This is a genomic window from Photobacterium sp. MCCC 1A19761 (assembly GCF_037389125.1).
In the GTDB taxonomy this organism is placed as follows: domain Bacteria; phylum Pseudomonadota; class Gammaproteobacteria; order Enterobacterales; family Vibrionaceae; genus Photobacterium.
In genome coordinates, this window is record NZ_JAZGTF010000001.1 from 531,374 (window position 1) to 546,618 (window position 15,245).

Annotated in this window: 12 protein-coding genes and 25 tRNA genes; 30 read left to right on the plus strand and 7 right to left on the minus strand. The window is 54.5% G+C overall.

The annotated features are described in order from the left end of the window. Nucleotides 1-294: 294 nt before the first annotated feature. The 6 genes from kdsA to hemA form a co-directional block, all read right to left on the minus strand. Nucleotides 295-1,146 (minus strand): 3-deoxy-8-phosphooctulonate synthase, encoded by an 852-nt coding sequence (gene kdsA / locus VV869_RS02315; RefSeq protein WP_337733392.1) that lies wholly within the window; start codon nt 1,144-1,146, stop codon nt 295-297. A gap of 237 nt (nt 1,147-1,383) precedes the next feature. Next, complete coding sequence (locus VV869_RS02320) at nt 1,384-2,193, minus strand: SirB1 family protein (RefSeq protein ID WP_337733393.1); 810 nt, start codon at nt 2,191-2,193, stop codon at nt 1,384-1,386. A 2-nt stretch (nt 2,194-2,195) separates the two neighbouring features. Next, a complete protein-coding gene (locus tag VV869_RS02325; RefSeq protein WP_337733394.1) occupies nt 2,196-2,576 on the minus strand; it encodes a SirB2 family protein in 381 nt (126 codons plus the stop codon). Nucleotides 2,577-2,588: 12 nt separating this feature from the next. Beyond that, on the minus strand, nt 2,589-3,437 hold the full coding sequence (gene prmC / locus VV869_RS02330) for a peptide chain release factor N(5)-glutamine methyltransferase (RefSeq protein ID WP_337733395.1): 849 nt from the start codon (nt 3,435-3,437) through the stop codon (nt 2,589-2,591). Continuing rightward, nucleotides 3,437-4,525 (minus strand): peptide chain release factor 1, encoded by a 1,089-nt coding sequence (gene prfA, locus VV869_RS02335; protein WP_337733396.1) that lies wholly within the window; start codon nt 4,523-4,525, stop codon nt 3,437-3,439. Before prfA ends, prmC begins: the two co-directional genes overlap by 1 nt. Nucleotides 4,526-4,579: 54 nt before the next feature. Next, entirely contained in the window at nt 4,580-5,842 is a 1,263-nt protein-coding gene (hemA, locus tag VV869_RS02340) for a glutamyl-tRNA reductase (protein ID WP_337733397.1), read from the minus strand. A 229-nt stretch (nt 5,843-6,071) separates the two neighbouring features. Here hemA and lolB point away from each other — a divergent pair, with 229 nt between their 5' ends. The 30 genes from lolB to VV869_RS02490 all read left to right on the plus strand — a co-directional run bounded on the left by lolB (nt 6,072) and on the right by VV869_RS02490 (nt 13,728). Further along, on the plus strand, nt 6,072-6,713 hold the full coding sequence (gene lolB / locus VV869_RS02345) for a lipoprotein insertase outer membrane protein LolB (protein WP_337733398.1): 642 nt from the start codon (nt 6,072-6,074) through the stop codon (nt 6,711-6,713). A gap of 5 nt (nt 6,714-6,718) precedes the next feature. Further along, nucleotides 6,719-7,600, plus strand: a complete 882-nt coding sequence (gene ispE, locus VV869_RS02350) for a 4-(cytidine 5'-diphospho)-2-C-methyl-D-erythritol kinase (protein WP_337733399.1) — start codon at nt 6,719-6,721, stop codon at nt 7,598-7,600. A gap of 32 nt (nt 7,601-7,632) precedes the next feature. Beyond that, nucleotides 7,633-8,580, plus strand: a complete 948-nt coding sequence (locus VV869_RS02355) for a ribose-phosphate pyrophosphokinase (RefSeq protein WP_261601942.1) — start codon at nt 7,633-7,635, stop codon at nt 8,578-8,580. Between the two features lie 129 nt (nt 8,581-8,709). Further along, complete coding sequence (gene pth / locus VV869_RS02360; RefSeq protein ID WP_337733400.1) at nt 8,710-9,300, plus strand: aminoacyl-tRNA hydrolase; 591 nt, start codon at nt 8,710-8,712, stop codon at nt 9,298-9,300. Nucleotides 9,301-9,397: 97 nt separating this feature from the next. Beyond that, complete coding sequence (gene ychF / locus VV869_RS02365) at nt 9,398-10,489, plus strand: redox-regulated ATPase YchF (RefSeq protein WP_337733401.1); 1,092 nt, start codon at nt 9,398-9,400, stop codon at nt 10,487-10,489. Between the two features lie 271 nt (nt 10,490-10,760). Next, a tRNA-Met gene (locus tag VV869_RS02370) sits at nt 10,761-10,837 on the plus strand. A gap of 32 nt (nt 10,838-10,869) precedes the next feature. Continuing rightward, nucleotides 10,870-10,956 (plus strand) — tRNA-Leu (locus tag VV869_RS02375). 50 nt (nt 10,957-11,006) lie between these two features. Continuing rightward, nucleotides 11,007-11,091: transfer RNA gene (locus tag VV869_RS02380), tRNA-Leu, on the plus strand. A gap of 29 nt (nt 11,092-11,120) precedes the next feature. Further along, nucleotides 11,121-11,195, plus strand: a tRNA-Gln gene (locus tag VV869_RS02385). 46 nt (nt 11,196-11,241) lie between these two features. Continuing rightward, nucleotides 11,242-11,318: transfer RNA gene (locus VV869_RS02390), tRNA-Met, on the plus strand. Between the two features lie 33 nt (nt 11,319-11,351). Next, nucleotides 11,352-11,438 (plus strand) — tRNA-Leu (locus VV869_RS02395). A 36-nt stretch (nt 11,439-11,474) separates the two neighbouring features. After that, nucleotides 11,475-11,549, plus strand: a tRNA-Gln gene (locus tag VV869_RS02400). Between the two features lie 46 nt (nt 11,550-11,595). Next, a tRNA-Met gene (locus VV869_RS02405) sits at nt 11,596-11,672 on the plus strand. Nucleotides 11,673-11,704: 32 nt separating this feature from the next. After that, nucleotides 11,705-11,791: transfer RNA gene (locus tag VV869_RS02410), tRNA-Leu, on the plus strand. Between the two features lie 49 nt (nt 11,792-11,840). Continuing rightward, nucleotides 11,841-11,925 (plus strand) — tRNA-Leu (locus tag VV869_RS02415). Between the two features lie 29 nt (nt 11,926-11,954). After that, a tRNA-Gln gene (locus VV869_RS02420) sits at nt 11,955-12,029 on the plus strand. A gap of 40 nt (nt 12,030-12,069) precedes the next feature. Further along, nucleotides 12,070-12,146, plus strand: a tRNA-Met gene (locus VV869_RS02425). A 33-nt stretch (nt 12,147-12,179) separates the two neighbouring features. Beyond that, nucleotides 12,180-12,266 (plus strand) — tRNA-Leu (locus tag VV869_RS02430). A 49-nt stretch (nt 12,267-12,315) separates the two neighbouring features. Beyond that, nucleotides 12,316-12,400: transfer RNA gene (locus tag VV869_RS02435), tRNA-Leu, on the plus strand. Nucleotides 12,401-12,429: 29 nt separating this feature from the next. Next, a tRNA-Gln gene (locus VV869_RS02440) sits at nt 12,430-12,504 on the plus strand. 34 nt (nt 12,505-12,538) lie between these two features. Beyond that, nucleotides 12,539-12,623, plus strand: a tRNA-Leu gene (locus tag VV869_RS02445). Nucleotides 12,624-12,652: 29 nt separating this feature from the next. Continuing rightward, nucleotides 12,653-12,727: transfer RNA gene (locus VV869_RS02450), tRNA-Gln, on the plus strand. Nucleotides 12,728-12,767: 40 nt separating this feature from the next. Then, nucleotides 12,768-12,844, plus strand: a tRNA-Met gene (locus VV869_RS02455). A 32-nt stretch (nt 12,845-12,876) separates the two neighbouring features. Next, nucleotides 12,877-12,963 (plus strand) — tRNA-Leu (locus VV869_RS02460). A gap of 49 nt (nt 12,964-13,012) precedes the next feature. After that, nucleotides 13,013-13,097, plus strand: a tRNA-Leu gene (locus VV869_RS02465). A 29-nt stretch (nt 13,098-13,126) separates the two neighbouring features. Next, nucleotides 13,127-13,201 (plus strand) — tRNA-Gln (locus VV869_RS02470). Nucleotides 13,202-13,249: 48 nt separating this feature from the next. After that, nucleotides 13,250-13,336: transfer RNA gene (locus tag VV869_RS02475), tRNA-Leu, on the plus strand. 51 nt (nt 13,337-13,387) lie between these two features. After that, nucleotides 13,388-13,472, plus strand: a tRNA-Leu gene (locus VV869_RS02480). 45 nt (nt 13,473-13,517) lie between these two features. Beyond that, nucleotides 13,518-13,592, plus strand: a tRNA-Gln gene (locus VV869_RS02485). Between the two features lie 49 nt (nt 13,593-13,641). Further along, nucleotides 13,642-13,728 (plus strand) — tRNA-Leu (locus tag VV869_RS02490). Nucleotides 13,729-14,016: 288 nt separating this feature from the next. Here VV869_RS02490 and VV869_RS02495 read toward each other — a convergent pair. Next, nucleotides 14,017-15,177 carry a 2-octaprenyl-3-methyl-6-methoxy-1,4-benzoquinol hydroxylase gene (locus VV869_RS02495; protein WP_337733402.1) on the minus strand — a complete coding sequence of 387 codons (1,161 nt, stop codon included), beginning with the start codon at nt 15,175-15,177 and terminating at the stop codon, nt 14,017-14,019. Nucleotides 15,178-15,245: the final 68 nt, after the last annotated feature.

Here is a 15,245-nt window from a genome sequence, read left to right on the forward strand (position 1 = left end):
ATAGTCCATCAATCAGGAACCCGTTGTGCGATGACACTATAAACAGTCGATATTGGCAGTATTATTCTCTGAATTTTTACATTTTGAAAAAAAATTTCGGGATAAATACAGCACATTCCCGCTTAAAACCGATACAGGTGTTGAAACGGACAAAAAAAGACCCGGCAGCCTACGCTGCCGGGTCTGAGATCGGTTACCCGCAAGTCATTGATATCAATCTTGAAAGATTAGCCCGAGAGCACGAGACCATGCCTCCCCTATGCCGCCGGGCGCGACATCAGGACGTGATATCGATTATTGAATATCTATCGGGGCAAAGCTCTTGATCAGATCATCCAGCTGTTTGATTTGCGCCAGGAACGGTTCCAGTTTATCCAGCGGGAAGGCTGACGGGCCGTCACAACGGGCCTGATCCGGATTCGGATGCGCTTCCATAAACAGACCGGCAATCCCGGTCGCAATGCCGGCACGCGCCAGATCGACCGTTTGCTCCCGGCGACCGCCGGACGCGGCACCCAACGGGTCACGGCACTGCAGCGCGTGGGTGACATCAAAGATGATCGGGCTGCCCTTGGAGGCCTTTTTCATCACATCAAAGCCCAGCATATCCACAACCAGGTTATCGTAACCATGCAGCGCGCCGCGCTCACACAGGATAATCTGCTCATTGCCGCACTCGGCAAATTTCTCGACGATATTGCCGACCTGCCCCGGGCTCATGAACTGAGGTTTTTTCACATTAATCACCGCGCCGGTTTTGGCCATCGTCTCAACCAGGTCAGTCTGACGCGCCAGGAAAGCCGGCAGCTGGATCACATCGACCACATCGGCCACAGGCTGCGCCTGGTACTGCTCGTGGATATCGGTGATAATTTTCACGCCGAAGGTATCTTTCAGCTCCTGAAAGATTTTCAGGCCTTCTTCCATCCCCGGACCGCGGTAAGAATGCACGGAAGAGCGGTTTGCCTTGTCGAAAGAGGCTTTAAAGACGTATGGGATCCCCAGTTTGTCCGTCACTTCGACATATTTTTCACAGATCGCCATCGCCAGATCGCGAGACTCCAGGACATTCATGCCACCAAACAGGACGAACGGCTTGTCGTTGGCAACCTCAATATCGCCGACTCGAACAACTTTTTGTTCCATGATCAACTCTCTTCTCATTCTGTTGTACGGGTAGCTGCCCGCTTTATACCAATCAAAGTAAGTAAGTGTTCAATAATAGCGCAGGAAAAATGTTTGAGAACAAAGCGGGATTTTTTGATAAGTAGTGACTCTACAATCAAAAATTCTAACGCGGTTATCGAGCATTTTAACAAGCTAGGATGACCCCTTATTTACTGCGATTGGTATTACAGCAGCCCCCCTGGATTCATTTCGGACTCAGTGCAGCACCAAAGGCTCTTCATGCAGGGCTTTCACCTGCAGCTTCAGCAGCTTCGCCGCCGGATCTTCCGGGCACTGCTCGATGAAATACTCATAATCCATCGCCGCCGCATGATTGCAGTCAAGCTGCTGGTAAATATAGCCGCGATCGCGGATCTCATGCGGGTCACCGGGACGAAACGCCAGCGCCAAATCGCTGCAACGCAACGCATCGGCATAACGCTCTTCCCGCAGCAGAGCGCTTTTCATGACCGTCAGCCAGCGCGCCAGAATATCGCCGTTGTCGGCTTCTTCCAGGTGCTCACGGCGCAGCTCGGCAAACGGGCCACGGTGCCCTTTCAGCCAGGCAGCCATCGTCCGCCGGCTAAGGTATTCCCCGTCGAACGGGTTGAGATACTGCGGCTCGCGATCCCGCCAGTCGATCTTGATCAGATACTGGGTCGGGAAGCCGACACTGCTGACCGGCAATTCCAGATGACGGGCCAGATACAAGAACACGGCACCGAGGGTCACCGGGATCCCCATTTTGCGATCCAGCACCTGATCCAGATACAGGTTCTGAGAAGCATAATACTGGTCCTGATCGCCCCGAAATCCCCATTCCCGATAGAACAGGCGGATCAGGCCATCCAGACGCAGCTGCGGATTCACTTCCTCCATCAGGGCGTGTTCCGCTTCCTGAGCCAGCCGTTCCAGTTGCAACCGGACCCAGCCTGTCGGAAAGCCCGGGTCCAGCGCTGCTGTCAATTCCAGTACGCCTTCGACCAGGGCCATCTGCTCCAGCTCGTCGAAATCAATCTCGAACATGCTCACCCCAGAAACGGTGTCTTGGTGACGGCAATCTTGCCGGCAGCAACCACCCAGCCCAGTGCGCCCAGGAAGGCAAAGGTCTTAAAGACCTTGTTCTTACCGAACTTCAGGGTAAAGAATGCCAGCGCGATATAGGCCAGCACACAGCTCAGTTTTTCGGTCAGCCAGCCACCGGCTTCGGTAAACGGAATAAAGCCGGTCACCCCAATCAGGGCCACACCGCTAAGCAACATGAAGGTATCCACCACATGCGGGGTGATCTTCAGGGCTTTGCGCTCCAGCAGCGACGAGTTAGCCATCATCAGGCCGTAACGCGCGACAAACAGCAGCACGCTCAGTGCGATGGCAACCATGTGAATATGTTTCAGTGCAACGTACATTCTTTTCTCTCTCTATCCTTGCCAGCAGCCCAGGGTGACCCGATCCAGACCGGCATAATCTTGTGCCGTCATGATCTGCTGATACCCCAGGTCCTGTAAAATATGCCGCACAGCCTCTCCCTGCTCAAAGCCGTGCTCCATCAGCAGCCAGCCGCCCGGCAACAGAAACTGTCGCCCCTGCTCGCTGATGTGGCGGATGTCGGCCAAGCCATGATCGTCCGCCACCAGCGCACTTTTCGGTTCAAAGCGAACATCGCCCTGCGCCAGATGCGGATCGGCCGCATCAATATAAGGCGGATTACTGACAATGACCGCAAATTGTTCGTCGGCCGCCAGGGGACTATACCAGCTTCCCGACAAAAAGCGGGTATTGCGGATCTGCAACCGCTTGCCATTCTCGCCAGCCAGCGCAGCCGCTTCCGGGCGCAAATCAATCCCGGTAACGGTCAGATCCGGTCGCTCGGACGCAATCGCCAGCGCAATCGCGCCGGTTCCGGTACCGAGATCCAGCACCGCCCCCGGACCCGCCGGGATTTTCTCCAGCGCCAGCTCAACCAGACGTTCGGTATCCGGACGCGGGATCAGGGTATGCGGCGCCACCTTCAGCGGCAGCGACCAGAATTCCCGCTCCCCGACCAGATACGCCACCGGCTCACCGGCAAGACGGCGCTGGAGTAAAGCATCAAACGCAGCCTGCTGCGCCGGCTCCGGCACTTTCTCCGGCCAGGTCAGCAGGTAGCTGCGCGGCTTGTCCAGCACATGACACAGCAGCACCGCAGCATCGATCTGCGGGCTGTCGGAGCCGGAATCGCTCAGTTGGAGCGCTGCCTGTTTCAGCAGCGCCTCAATGCTCAACGCCATCAGCTCTGCTCGGCCATCGCGGCCAGCTGATCGGCCTGGTACTCCTGCAGCACCGGCTGGATCAGGGTATCAATCTCCCCTTCCATCACCTCATTCAGACGGTAAATGGTGAGGTTAATGCGGTGATCCGAAACCCGGCCCTGCGGGTAGTTATAGGTCCGGATACGGTCCGAGCGATCGCCCGAGCCCAGCAGATTTCGGCGCGTGCTTGCTTCTTCGGCATGACGCTTCTCTTCTTCCGCCTGAATGATCCGGGCTGCCAGCACGGACATGGCTTTGGCCTTGTTCTTGTGCTGCGAACGTTCATCCTGACATTCAACCACAATCCCGGTCGGCAAGTGGGTGATCCGGATCGCGGAGTCGGTGGTATTGACGTGCTGACCACCGGCACCCGAGGCGCGGAAGGTATCGATTTTCAGATCGCCGGCATTGATTTCCGGGATCTCCGCTTCCGGGATCTCCGGCAAAACCGCGACGGTACAGGCCGATGTATGCACCCGGCCCTGAGATTCGGTCGCCGGAACACGCTGAACCCGGTGACCACCGGACTCGAATTTCAGGATCCCGTACGCGCCTTCGCCGCTGATCTTGGCAATCATTTCTTTATAACCGCCATGCTCTGCCACGTTGGCACTCATCACTTCAATCCGCCAGCCGCGGCTTTCTGAGTATTTGCTGTACATCCGGAACAGGTCTCCGGCAAAAATACCTGCTTCATCCCCGCCGGCACCGGCACGAATTTCAATGAAACAGTTACGCTCGTCATTCGGATCTTTCGGGATCAGCAGCACCTGCAACTCATCTTCCAGGCGCTCAATGTCTGCCTTGGCATCTTTGACTTCTTCCAAAGCCATCTCGCGCATGTCCGGATCGTCTTCCTTCGCCATTTCCTCAGCGGTTTCCAGATTTTCTTTCGCCTGTTGATAGGCCTGGAAGCACTGGGTCACTTCCTCCAGCTGAGAATATTCGCGGGACAGCGCACGGAATCGTTCCTGATCACCGATCACACCAGGATCGCCCAGCAGGTGCTGGACTTCTTCGTAGCGCTCAACCAGCGTTTCTAATTTCACTAAAATTGAAGGTTTCATAGTTGACTTAACTTATGTCCGAATCACGGCAGGGCGCACTCGCCCTGCCTCATATTAATTCTTGAAGGGATCGAGCCCCAGCGTCTCCCGGATCACCGCCAGCTTCTCCGGCTCACCATTGTGGGCAGCCTGCTGCATTGCCCGGGTCGGGGCGTGAATGAGTTTGTTGGTCAGTTTGTTGCTCAGCTCCGCCAGCACTTTTTCCGGATCGCTGCCGTTGGCAATTGCCTGCAGGCTTCGCGCCAGCAGCTCGCTTTTGATCTCTTCGGCATGACAACGATATTGACGAATACTGTCGACGGCTTCCAGCGAGCGCAGCCAGCTCATGAAGGCAGCGCTTTCCTCACTAACGATAGCTTCTGCCTGAATGGCTGCCAGCTTGCGCTGCTCACGGTTCTTCTCAACAATACTTTGCAAGTCATCGACCGTATAAAGGTAGGCATCATTGAGATCACCGACCTCGGTTTCAATATCCCGCGGCACCGCGATATCCACCAGCAGCATCGGCTGATGGCGGCGAACTTTGATCGCCTTCTCAACCATCCCCTTGCCGATGATCGGCAGCGGGCTGGCCGTCGAGCTGATCACAATATCCGCCCGGTGCAGGTGTTCAGGGATCTCCGGCAGGCCAATCACCTCAGCGCCGAATTCCTGTGCCAGGTTGTCGGCGCGCTCTTTGGTCCGGTTGGCTACGATCAGGCGATTACACCCCTGCTCAGCCAAGTGGCGGGCCACCAGCTCGATGGTCTCCCCGGCGCCGACCAGCAACACGGTCGCTTCCGACAGGGACTCAAAAATCTGTTTCGCCAGGGTACAGGCCGCAAATGCCACGGAAACCGCATTGCCGCCAATGTCGGTTTCGGTGCGCACCCGCTTGGCCACGGTGAACGATTTATGGAACAGCTTCTCCAGCATGCCATTCACTGCCGAGCTCTCTCGGGCATTTGAATAAGACTGCTTCACCTGACCTAGAATTTGCGGCTCGCCCAGTACCAGAGAGTCGAGCCCGCAGGAAACCCGCATCAGATGGCGGACCGCAGCCTGCTCTTCGTGGAAATACAGGCTCGGCATCAGATCCTCGGCATTGAGCTGATGGAATTTGGTCAGCCAGTCAATCAGGATGCCCGGACCGCTGTGGGTCACGTCACAATAGATTTCGGTACGGTTACAGGTCGAAAGGATCACACCACTGGTCACATCCGGATGAGCTTCGAGTTGCTGCAGCGCCTGAGTCAGCTTTTCCGGAGAAAACGCAACCCGCTCGCGCAAGTCCACAGAAGCTGTTTTATGATTGATTCCTAATGCAAGCAAGGTCATGGAGACGGTGTACCACTTCGCCGGTGAAAAAGATCCAGGCCGGGATTTTACTTGATGCCCCAACGTAATAAAAGAATACTCATGTAATCAATATGGCATTCCGGGCCAAATGTTGTGATTCAAATACCCTTTTCAGGAATTAATCAGGACAACAATTCATTGTCGTCGTTGGTATTATGGCTCAAGAATCGCTATTGTTTGCCTAAACTCATTTCGTATATCACAAGTTATGTTCTCAAGTTTTTCGCAACGCTTGTCCCGCACGCCGTCCGGCAAATGGCTTCGGCACGTCGCCAGCGCCTCGCTGCTGCTGGCCCTGCTGGCCGGCTGTGCCGCCCAACCGGAACGCCAGGCTGTCGACTGGCCATCGCACCAGGCCAGCCTGACCCAACTGAGTCATTATCAGGCCAAGGGCAAACTGGGCTATCGCGGCACCAAGCGTTTTGGCGCCAACCTGGTGTGGCAAACCGTACCGGGAGCCGATCACCTGCTGCTGACCAATTTCCTCGGCAAGACGCTGCTCAAACTGGATGCCACACCGAGCCGGGTCACCCTGCTCAGCCATGACGGCAAAACCTACCAGGGTCGCGATGCCTCGCTGCTGATCTATCAGCTGACCGACATCAACTTGCCCGTAGAGCATATGCGTCACTGGCTGATCGGCCTGCCGACCGGGGCTGATACCTATCAGCTCAACAGCGACAACCGGGTGGCCTACCTGGCCAAACAGATTGGCGATCAGCTCTGGCAACTGGATTATCTGGAATATGACGACGCCGTCACCCCAGCACTGCCGCGCCGCCTGCAGCTGACCCAGGACACCCTCCGTATTACGCTGGTCATCAATGAATGGCAACTAAACTCCAAGTAACCGATATGAGCACGAATCCGACGATGATTACCCGTACCACCCGCTGGCCGGCACCGGCCAAGCTCAACCTGTTCCTTTATATCACCGGCCGTCGCCCGAACGGTTACCACGAACTGCAAACCCTGTTTCAGTTCCTGGACTTCGGGGATACGTTGACCATTACGGCCAATACTTCAGATGAAATTCGTCTGCTGCCGGACATCGACGGCGTTGCAACCGAAGATAACCTGATCTACCGCGCCGCTGATGCCTTGCGCCGCGCGGCCGGGATCCGCGCCGGGGCCGACATCGAAATCAACAAGGTACTGCCGATGGGCGGCGGACTCGGCGGCGGCTCGTCAAATGCTGCCACCACCCTGGTGGCTCTGAATTACCTGTGGCAAACCGGGCTGAGCAATGACGAACTAGCCGAAATTGGCCTTAGGCTGGGCGCCGATGTCCCGGTGTTTGTCCGCGGCTTCAGCGCCTTTGCCGAAGGGGTGGGCGAAGTCTTGCAGCCGGCCGCACCGCAGGAGAAGTGGTATCTGGTGGTCAAACCGGAGGTAAGTATCGCGACTGTCGATATTTTTACCCACCCGGACTTGCCGCGAAACAGCGCAAAAATGAGCCTGGCAGCACGTTTGGCCGGTGTTTACGAAAACGATTGCGAAAAAATCGTCCGAAGAGTGTACCCTGAGGTTGATAAGGCTCTTTTGTGGCTGTTAGAATACGCGCCGTCAAGATTGACCGGCACCGGCGCTTGCATGTTTGCGGAATTTAGCACCCAACAGGCCGCCGATGCTACGCTGAAACAACTACCTGACTGGCTCCAAGGATTCGTCGCAAAAGGTGTTAACACATCTCCGCTTTTGAACACCTTGAACGCATACTCTACGGAAAGTCAGTAACTACAACTTGGACGCAACCTGAGGTTTCCACCGTGCCTGATATGAAGCTGTTTGCTGGTAACGCTACACCAGAACTAGCCCAACGCATTGCTGACCGTCTTTACATCTCCCTGGGAGATGCCACAGTCAACCGCTTTTCCGATGGTGAAGTATGTGTTCAGATTAATGAGAACGTTCGTGGTAGCGACGTATTCATCATTCAATCAACCTGTGCACCAACCAATGACAACCTGATGGAACTGGTTGTGATGATCGATGCACTTCGCCGTGCTTCTGCAGGCCGTATTACTGCTGTTATCCCTTACTTCGGCTATGCCCGCCAAGACCGTCGCGTCCGCTCTGCGCGTGTGCCAATTACAGCGAAAGTCGTTGCTGACTTCCTGTCAAACGTGGGTGTTGACCGCGTCCTGACCGTTGATCTGCACGCTGAACAAATCCAGGGCTTCTTTGATGTGCCTGTAGACAACATCTTCGGCAGCCCGGTTCTGCTGGAAGACATGCTGGCGAAAAACTTAGACGATCCAGTCGTCGTTTCTCCGGACATCGGTGGCGTGGTTCGTGCCCGTGCAACGGCAAAACTGCTGGATGACACCGACATCGCGATCATCGACAAGCGTCGTCCACGCGCCAACGTTTCCCAGGTGATGCACCTGATCGGGGATGTTGAAGGCCGCGACTGTATCATCGTTGACGACATGATCGACACCGGCGGTACGCTGTGTAAAGCTGCTGAAGCGCTGAAAGAGCGTGGCGCCAACCGCGTGTTTGCTTACGCAACCCACCCGGTGTTCTCAGGCAACGCACCACAGAACATCCGCGAGTCCGTGATCGATGAAGTGATCGTGACCGACTCTATCCCGCTGTCTCAGGAAATGCTGGATACCGGTAAAGTTTCTGTACTGACACTGTCAGGCATGCTGGCTGAAGCCATTCGTCGCATCAGCAACGAAGAATCGATTTCGGCGATGTTCGCGCAATAAGCGTCCTGCTGCGACAGCACCGCCCATAAAACGCCCCGCACCCGCGGGGCGTTTTGCTATCAGTATCAATCCAGCGCCGTTTGGTATAACATAGCGCGCGTTTGAGCCCCTGAGACTTGAGAGACTAGCGTGAGTAACAATATCCGTCTATTGGTCGGCCTGGCCAATCCTGGTGCCGAGTATGCGAGAACCCGCCATAACGCGGGCGCATGGGTGGTTGAAGAACTGGCCCGTGCCCATCAGATCACCCTGCGGGAAGAGCCCAAATATTTCGGCCAGACCGGTCGGATCCAGGCCAATGGTCACGATCTTCGCTTACTGATCCCGTCGACGTACATGAACCTGTCCGGTAAATCAGTCTCGTCCCTGGCCAATTTCTTCCAGATCAAACCGGAAGAGATCCTGGTCGCCCATGATGAACTGGATTTGCCGCCGGGTGTGGCTAAGTTCAAGAAAGGCGGCGGCCACGGCGGCCACAACGGCTTACGTGACATCATCAGCAAGATGGGCAACAACAAAGATTTCTATCGCCTGCGGATCGGCATCGGCCATCCGGGTGACAAAAACAAAGTGTCCGGCTTTGTCCTGGGCAAAGCGCCGGCCAAAGAGCAAGAAAATATTGATGCGGCCGTCGACGAAGCGGTGCGCTGCATGGATATTCTGCTCAAAGACGGCCTGAATAAGGCGCAGAATCGACTACATTCATTCAAAGCCGAATAAGCGTAGTCTTACTCATTTGTTCTGACTCGGCCCGGGCGGCATGCCTGCCCAGGCACTGAGTTGTTTCACCGAATCATCACCAAAAGGGTTTCCAACCATGGGTTTTAAATGCGGAATCGTGGGCCTGCCAAACGTCGGTAAGTCCACCCTATTCAACGCCTTGACGAAAGCAGGCATCGAAGCAGCAAACTTCCCGTTCTGTACAATCGAGCCAAACACCGGTGTCGTACCGGTGCCGGATCTGCGTCTGGACGCACTGGCGAAGATCGTCAACCCGGAACGCGTCATGCCGACCACCATGGAATTCGTCGATATCGCTGGCCTGGTTGCCGGGGCATCCAAAGGTGAAGGTCTGGGGAACAAGTTCCTGGCAAACATCCGTGAAACCGATGCGATCGGTCACGTGGTGCGTTGTTTCGAAAACGACAACATCGTGCATGTTGCCGGCAAGATCAGCCCGCTGGACGATATCGAAATCATCAACCTGGAACTGGCCCTGGCTGATCTGGATACCTGTGAACGCGCCATCCAACGCCAGGCCAAGCGCGCCAAAGGTGGTGACAAAGACGCGAAGTTTGAAATCACCGTGCTGGAAAAAATACTGCCGACTCTGACAGAAGGCGGGATGGTACGCTCGGTTGAGCTGAGCAAAGAAGAAGCAGCGGCGATCGGTTACCTGAACTTCCTGACGCTGAAACCAACCATGTACATTGCCAACGTCAATGAAGATGGTTTTGAAGACAATCCATTCCTGGATCTGGTTCGTGAACACGCGGCCAAAGAAAATGCGGTTGTTGTGGCAGTTTGTGCGGCTATCGAATCTGAAATCGCCGAACTGGAAGATGCGGATCGCGAAGAGTTCCTGGCAGATATGGGCATCGAAGAGCCGGGCCTGAACCGCGTGATCCGTTCCGGTTACGAGCTGCTGAACCTGCAAACGTACTTCACCGCTGGCGTGAAAGAAGTGCGTGCCTGGACCATTCCTGTCGGGGCAACCGCACCGCAAGCCGCCGGTAAAATCCACACCGACTTCGAAAAAGGCTTCATCCGCGCCGAAGTTATCGGCTACGACAATTTCATCGAGTTCAACGGTGAAAGTGGTGCCAAAGAAGCCGGTAAGTGGCGTCTGGAAGGTAAAGATTACATCGTTCAGGACGGCGATGTGGTTCACTTCCGCTTCAACGTGTAATTTTCACCCATAATTCGCAGTGAATTTTTGATAAGCCAGCCTGCCAGCTGGCTTATTTTTTGCCAGGCTTTTGCCGCCAAGACTCGATATTGTGCCCTTCCCCGTCCGTTTCCGTCCGCCATTCGTGCATTTCGTCCAAATATCCATCGAACAAGCGGATTTTATGGAGATATTAAAAAAAACTATTGACGCTTTTGACTGCGGTAAGCATAATGCGCCCCGTTCCCGACACAGCGGCTTGTGCTAAACGCCCGCTGGGAATGAAGAAAATGGCTACGTAGCTCAGTTGGTTAGAGCACATCACTCATAATGATGGGGTCACAGGTTCGAATCCCGTCGTAGCCACCATTCTCCCGCGAGAATGTAAAAATAAACCACGTGCGGTGGTGGCGGAATTGGTAGACGCGCTAGCTTCAGGTGCTAGTGTCCGCAAGGACGTGAGAGTTCAAGTCTCTCCCTCCGCACCAAAATTTATTCGATCTGAATTGCCAATGTTCAGGTTGATAGAAAAAATCATGCGGAAGTGGCGAAATTGGTAGACGCACCAGATTTAGGTTCTGGCGCCGCAAGGTGTGAGAGTTCAAGTCTCTCCTTCCGCACCATGATTCAAGTCTCTGAAAAGAGCAACTGCAGGTCTATCGCCAAGCGGTAAGGCAGCGGCTTTTGATGCCGCCATTCCCTGGTTCGAATCCAGGTAGACCTGCCATCTTTACAAGGTTGTGGATTATCGGTATAGTCGGCAACCCTAAAGCGGCTACGTAGCTCAGTTGGTTAGAGCACATCACTCATAATGATGGGGTCACAGGTTCGAATCCCGTCGTAGCCACCATTCTCCCCGCGAGAATGTAAAAATAAACCACGTGCGGTGGTGGCGGAATTGGTAGACGCGCTAGCTTCAGGTGCTAGTGTCCGCAAGGACGTGAGGGTTCAAGTCCCTCCCTCCGCACCAAAATTTGGTTCAACTCTTTTGTAAGAGTAACCCTGCAGGTCTATCGCCAAGCGGTAAGGCAGCGGCTTTTGATGCCGCCATTCCCTGGTTCGAATCCAGGTAGACCTGCCATCTTTACAAGGTTGTGGATTATCGGTATAGTCGGCAACCCTAAAGCGGCTACGTAGCTCAGTTGGTTAGAGCACATCACTCATAATGATGGGGTCACAGGTTCGAATCCCGTCGTAGCCACCATTCTCCCCGGAGAATGTAAAAATAAACCACGTGCGGTGGTGGCGGAATTGGTAGACGCGCTAGCTTCAGGTGCTAGTGTCCGCAAGGACGTGAGAGTTCAAGTCTCTCCCTCCGCACCAAAATTAGTTCGATCTGAAATGCCAATGTTCAGGTTGATATAAAAATCATGCGGAAGTGGCGAAATTGGTAGACGCACCAGATTTAGGTTCTGGCGCCGCAAGGTGTGAGAGTTCAAGTCTCTCCTTCCGCACCATGCTTTAAGTCTCTGAAAAGAGCAACTGCAGGTCTATCGCCAAGCGGTAAGGCAGCGGCTTTTGATGCCGCCATTCCCTGGTTCGAATCCAGGTAGACCTGCCATCATTTGAAGATGTTGGTTTTCAATCATCATCTCTGAAATGGCTACGTAGCTCAGTTGGTTAGAGCACATCACTCATAATGATGGGGTCACAGGTTCGAATCCCGTCGTAGCCACCATTCTCCCCGCGAGAATGTAAAAATAAACCACGTGCGGTGGTGGCGGAATTGGTAGACGCGCTAGCTTCAGGTGCTAGTGTCCGCAAGGACGTGAGAGTTCAAGTCTCTCCCTCCGCACCAAAACAATTCGATCTGAAATGCCAATGTTCAGATTGATATAAAAAATCATGCGGAAGTGGCGAAATTGGTAGACGCACCAGATTTAGGTTCTGGCGCCGCAAGGTGTGAGAGTTCAAGTCTCTCCTTCCGCACCATGATTTAAGTCTCTGTAAAGAGCAACTGCAGGTCTATCGCCAAGCGGTAAGGCAGCGGCTTTTGATGCCGCCATTCCCTGGTTCGAATCCAGGTAGACCTGCCATTATTTAAGGAGACGTTGTTTCAACGTTTCTGATGCGGAAGTGGCGAAATTGGTAGACGCACCAGATTTAGGTTCTGGCGCCGCAAGGTGTGAGAGTTCAAGTCTCTCCTTCCGCACCATGATTTAAGTCTCTGAAAAGAGCAACTGCAGGTCTATCGCCAAGCGGTAAGGCAGCGGCTTTTGATGCCGCCATTCCCTGGTTCGAATCCAGGTAGACCTGCCATCATTTGAAGATGCTGGTTTTCAATCATCATCTCTGAAATGGCTACGTAGCTCAGTTGGTTAGAGCACATCACTCATAATGATGGGGTCACAGGTTCGAATCCCGTCGTAGCCACCATTCTCCCCGGAGAATGTAAAAATAAACCACGTGCGGTGGTGGCGGAATTGGTAGACGCGCTAGCTTCAGGTGCTAGTGTCCGCAAGGACGTGAGAGTTCAAGTCTCTCCCTCCGCACCAAAATTAATTCGATCTGAAATGCCAATGTTCAGGTTGATAGAAAAATCATGCGGAAGTGGCGAAATTGGTAGACGCACCAGATTTAGGTTCTGGCGCCGCAAGGTGTGAGAGTTCAAGTCTCTCCTTCCGCACCATGATTTAAGTCTCTGAAAAGAGCAACTGCAGGTCTATCGCCAAGCGGTAAGGCAGCGGCTTTTGATGCCGCCATTCCCTGGTTCGAATCCAGGTAGACCTGCCATTTTCAAACAGTTCTGAGTATTTCTGAACTGGGTAAAAAATACCACGTGCGGTGGTGGCGGAATTGGTAGACGCGCTAGCTTCAGGTGCTAGTGTCCGCAAGGACGTGAGGGTTCAAGTCCCTCCCTCCGCACCAATACAAATTCGTTCTGAATTGCCAATATTCGGATCGATGACATAGAATTATGCGGAAGTGGCGGAATTGGTAGACGCACCAGATTTAGGTTCTGGCGCCGCAAGGTGTGAGAGTTCAAGTCTCTCCTTCCGCACCATGATTCTGAGCTTCAATTGAAGCAGTTGTGAAAGCAACACCCTGCAGGGCTATCGCCAAGCGGTAAGGCAGCGGCTTTTGATGCCGCCATTCCCTGGTTCGAATCCAGGTAGCCCTGCCATTATTAAAACGGTTCTGATTATTTCAGGGCTGGGCAACAAATACCACGTGCGGTGGTGGCGGAATTGGTAGACGCGCTAGCTTCAGGTGCTAGTGTCCGCAAGGACGTGAGGGTTCAAGTCCCTCCCTCCGCACCATTATTCAGAAAACCCACCCTTTGGTGGGTTTTCTTGTGTCTGGAGCTTATCTCCGGACCATACCACTTTAACAACCTACCCAATGATCGTATCTCTCTGGTTGTACGGCCGAATGCCGATATCGCATTCGGCTTTTTCTTTTTTCATCTCTTGCTGTAACACCCGCCAACAGATCACCGGCGATCTTCTGACGACGCAGCTATTCAACCTCAGATACAAAAAGTGGGCCGCAGCCCACTCATTTACTATTCAACTTCAACACGTTAACGATTCAACCTCAACAACGCGCTACATCCCCATCGCGTACTTCAGCACCTGCTGTTTCATCGGTCCGGCATGCTCGGCCAGTTTCAGTCCGGCATTTCTCAATAATTTCACCGGCAGCAGATCATTGCTGAAAGTGGTGTAGAAAAAGTCCATTCCACTTTGCATCAGCAGATTATCCGGCCGGCGGCGGCGCTCATAAGCGCGCAATACCCGGTAGTCAGCCCAATCGCTGCCCGCTTTTTCAATCTCATGCAGCAGGGTATCAACATCTTTAAAGCCTAGGTTAACCCCCTGTCCGGCCAGCGGGTTGATGGTATGGGCTGCATCGCCCAGTAACACCACGCCCGGTTTGCAATAGTGCTGAGCATGGCGTCGGGTCAATGGAAAGCTCCCCTGCCCCAGCACGGTGAAATCCCCCAGCTCCGGCGGAAAATGAGCCTGAATTTCTGCTTTGAGCTGTTCGGGGCCCATCGCCGAGAGCTGCTTGATGCGAGACGGGCTGTCATACCAAACCAAAGAGCCCTGATGACCCGGCAGCGGCAAAAACGATCGTGGCCCTTGCGGGGTGAATTGCTGCCAGGTGATGTCTTGTTGCGGCAGTGCCGTGGCAATATTAATCAGCATACAGTGCTGACGGTAGTCCCAGGCCGTGACCCCGATCCCTGCTTGCTGGCGCACCTGAGAGTTGGCTCCGTCCGCTCCGATCAGCAAGCGGGTCTGAAGCCTTTCGCCATCGGCCAGTTGGATCGTATATCCGGCATCAGTGGCCGTCGCGGTCGCCATCCGGGCCGGACAGCGAAGCGTCAAATTCGGGTAGTGCTCAAACTGCTGCCATAGCGCCAATTGGATCACCCGGTTTTCCACGATAAAGCCCAGTTGCTCCAGGTGCATCTGCTCAGCGCTGAAGCGGGTCCGGCACTCCGGATGCTCCCAGGTTTCCAACCGCTTGTAAGGACACAGGCGCATCGCCCGCACATGGTCCCAGGCACCCAGGCGCTCCAGCAACGCCACAGAGTTTGGTGAAATGGCAGAAACCCGAAGATCCATCGGCTGATCCGCTGCAAACACCGCGGGCGCCGTGCCCTCAAGCACCACAACGTGTAATCCCTGCTGCGCCAGGCCGATAGCCGTCGCAGCCCCGACCATGCCGCCACCGGCGACGACCACATCAAACTGTTCCATTCCGGTTTCCATTTGTTATGCTCACTACTCTAGGGTTGCCAGGTCCTGTGACCTGCTTTGCGTTCATT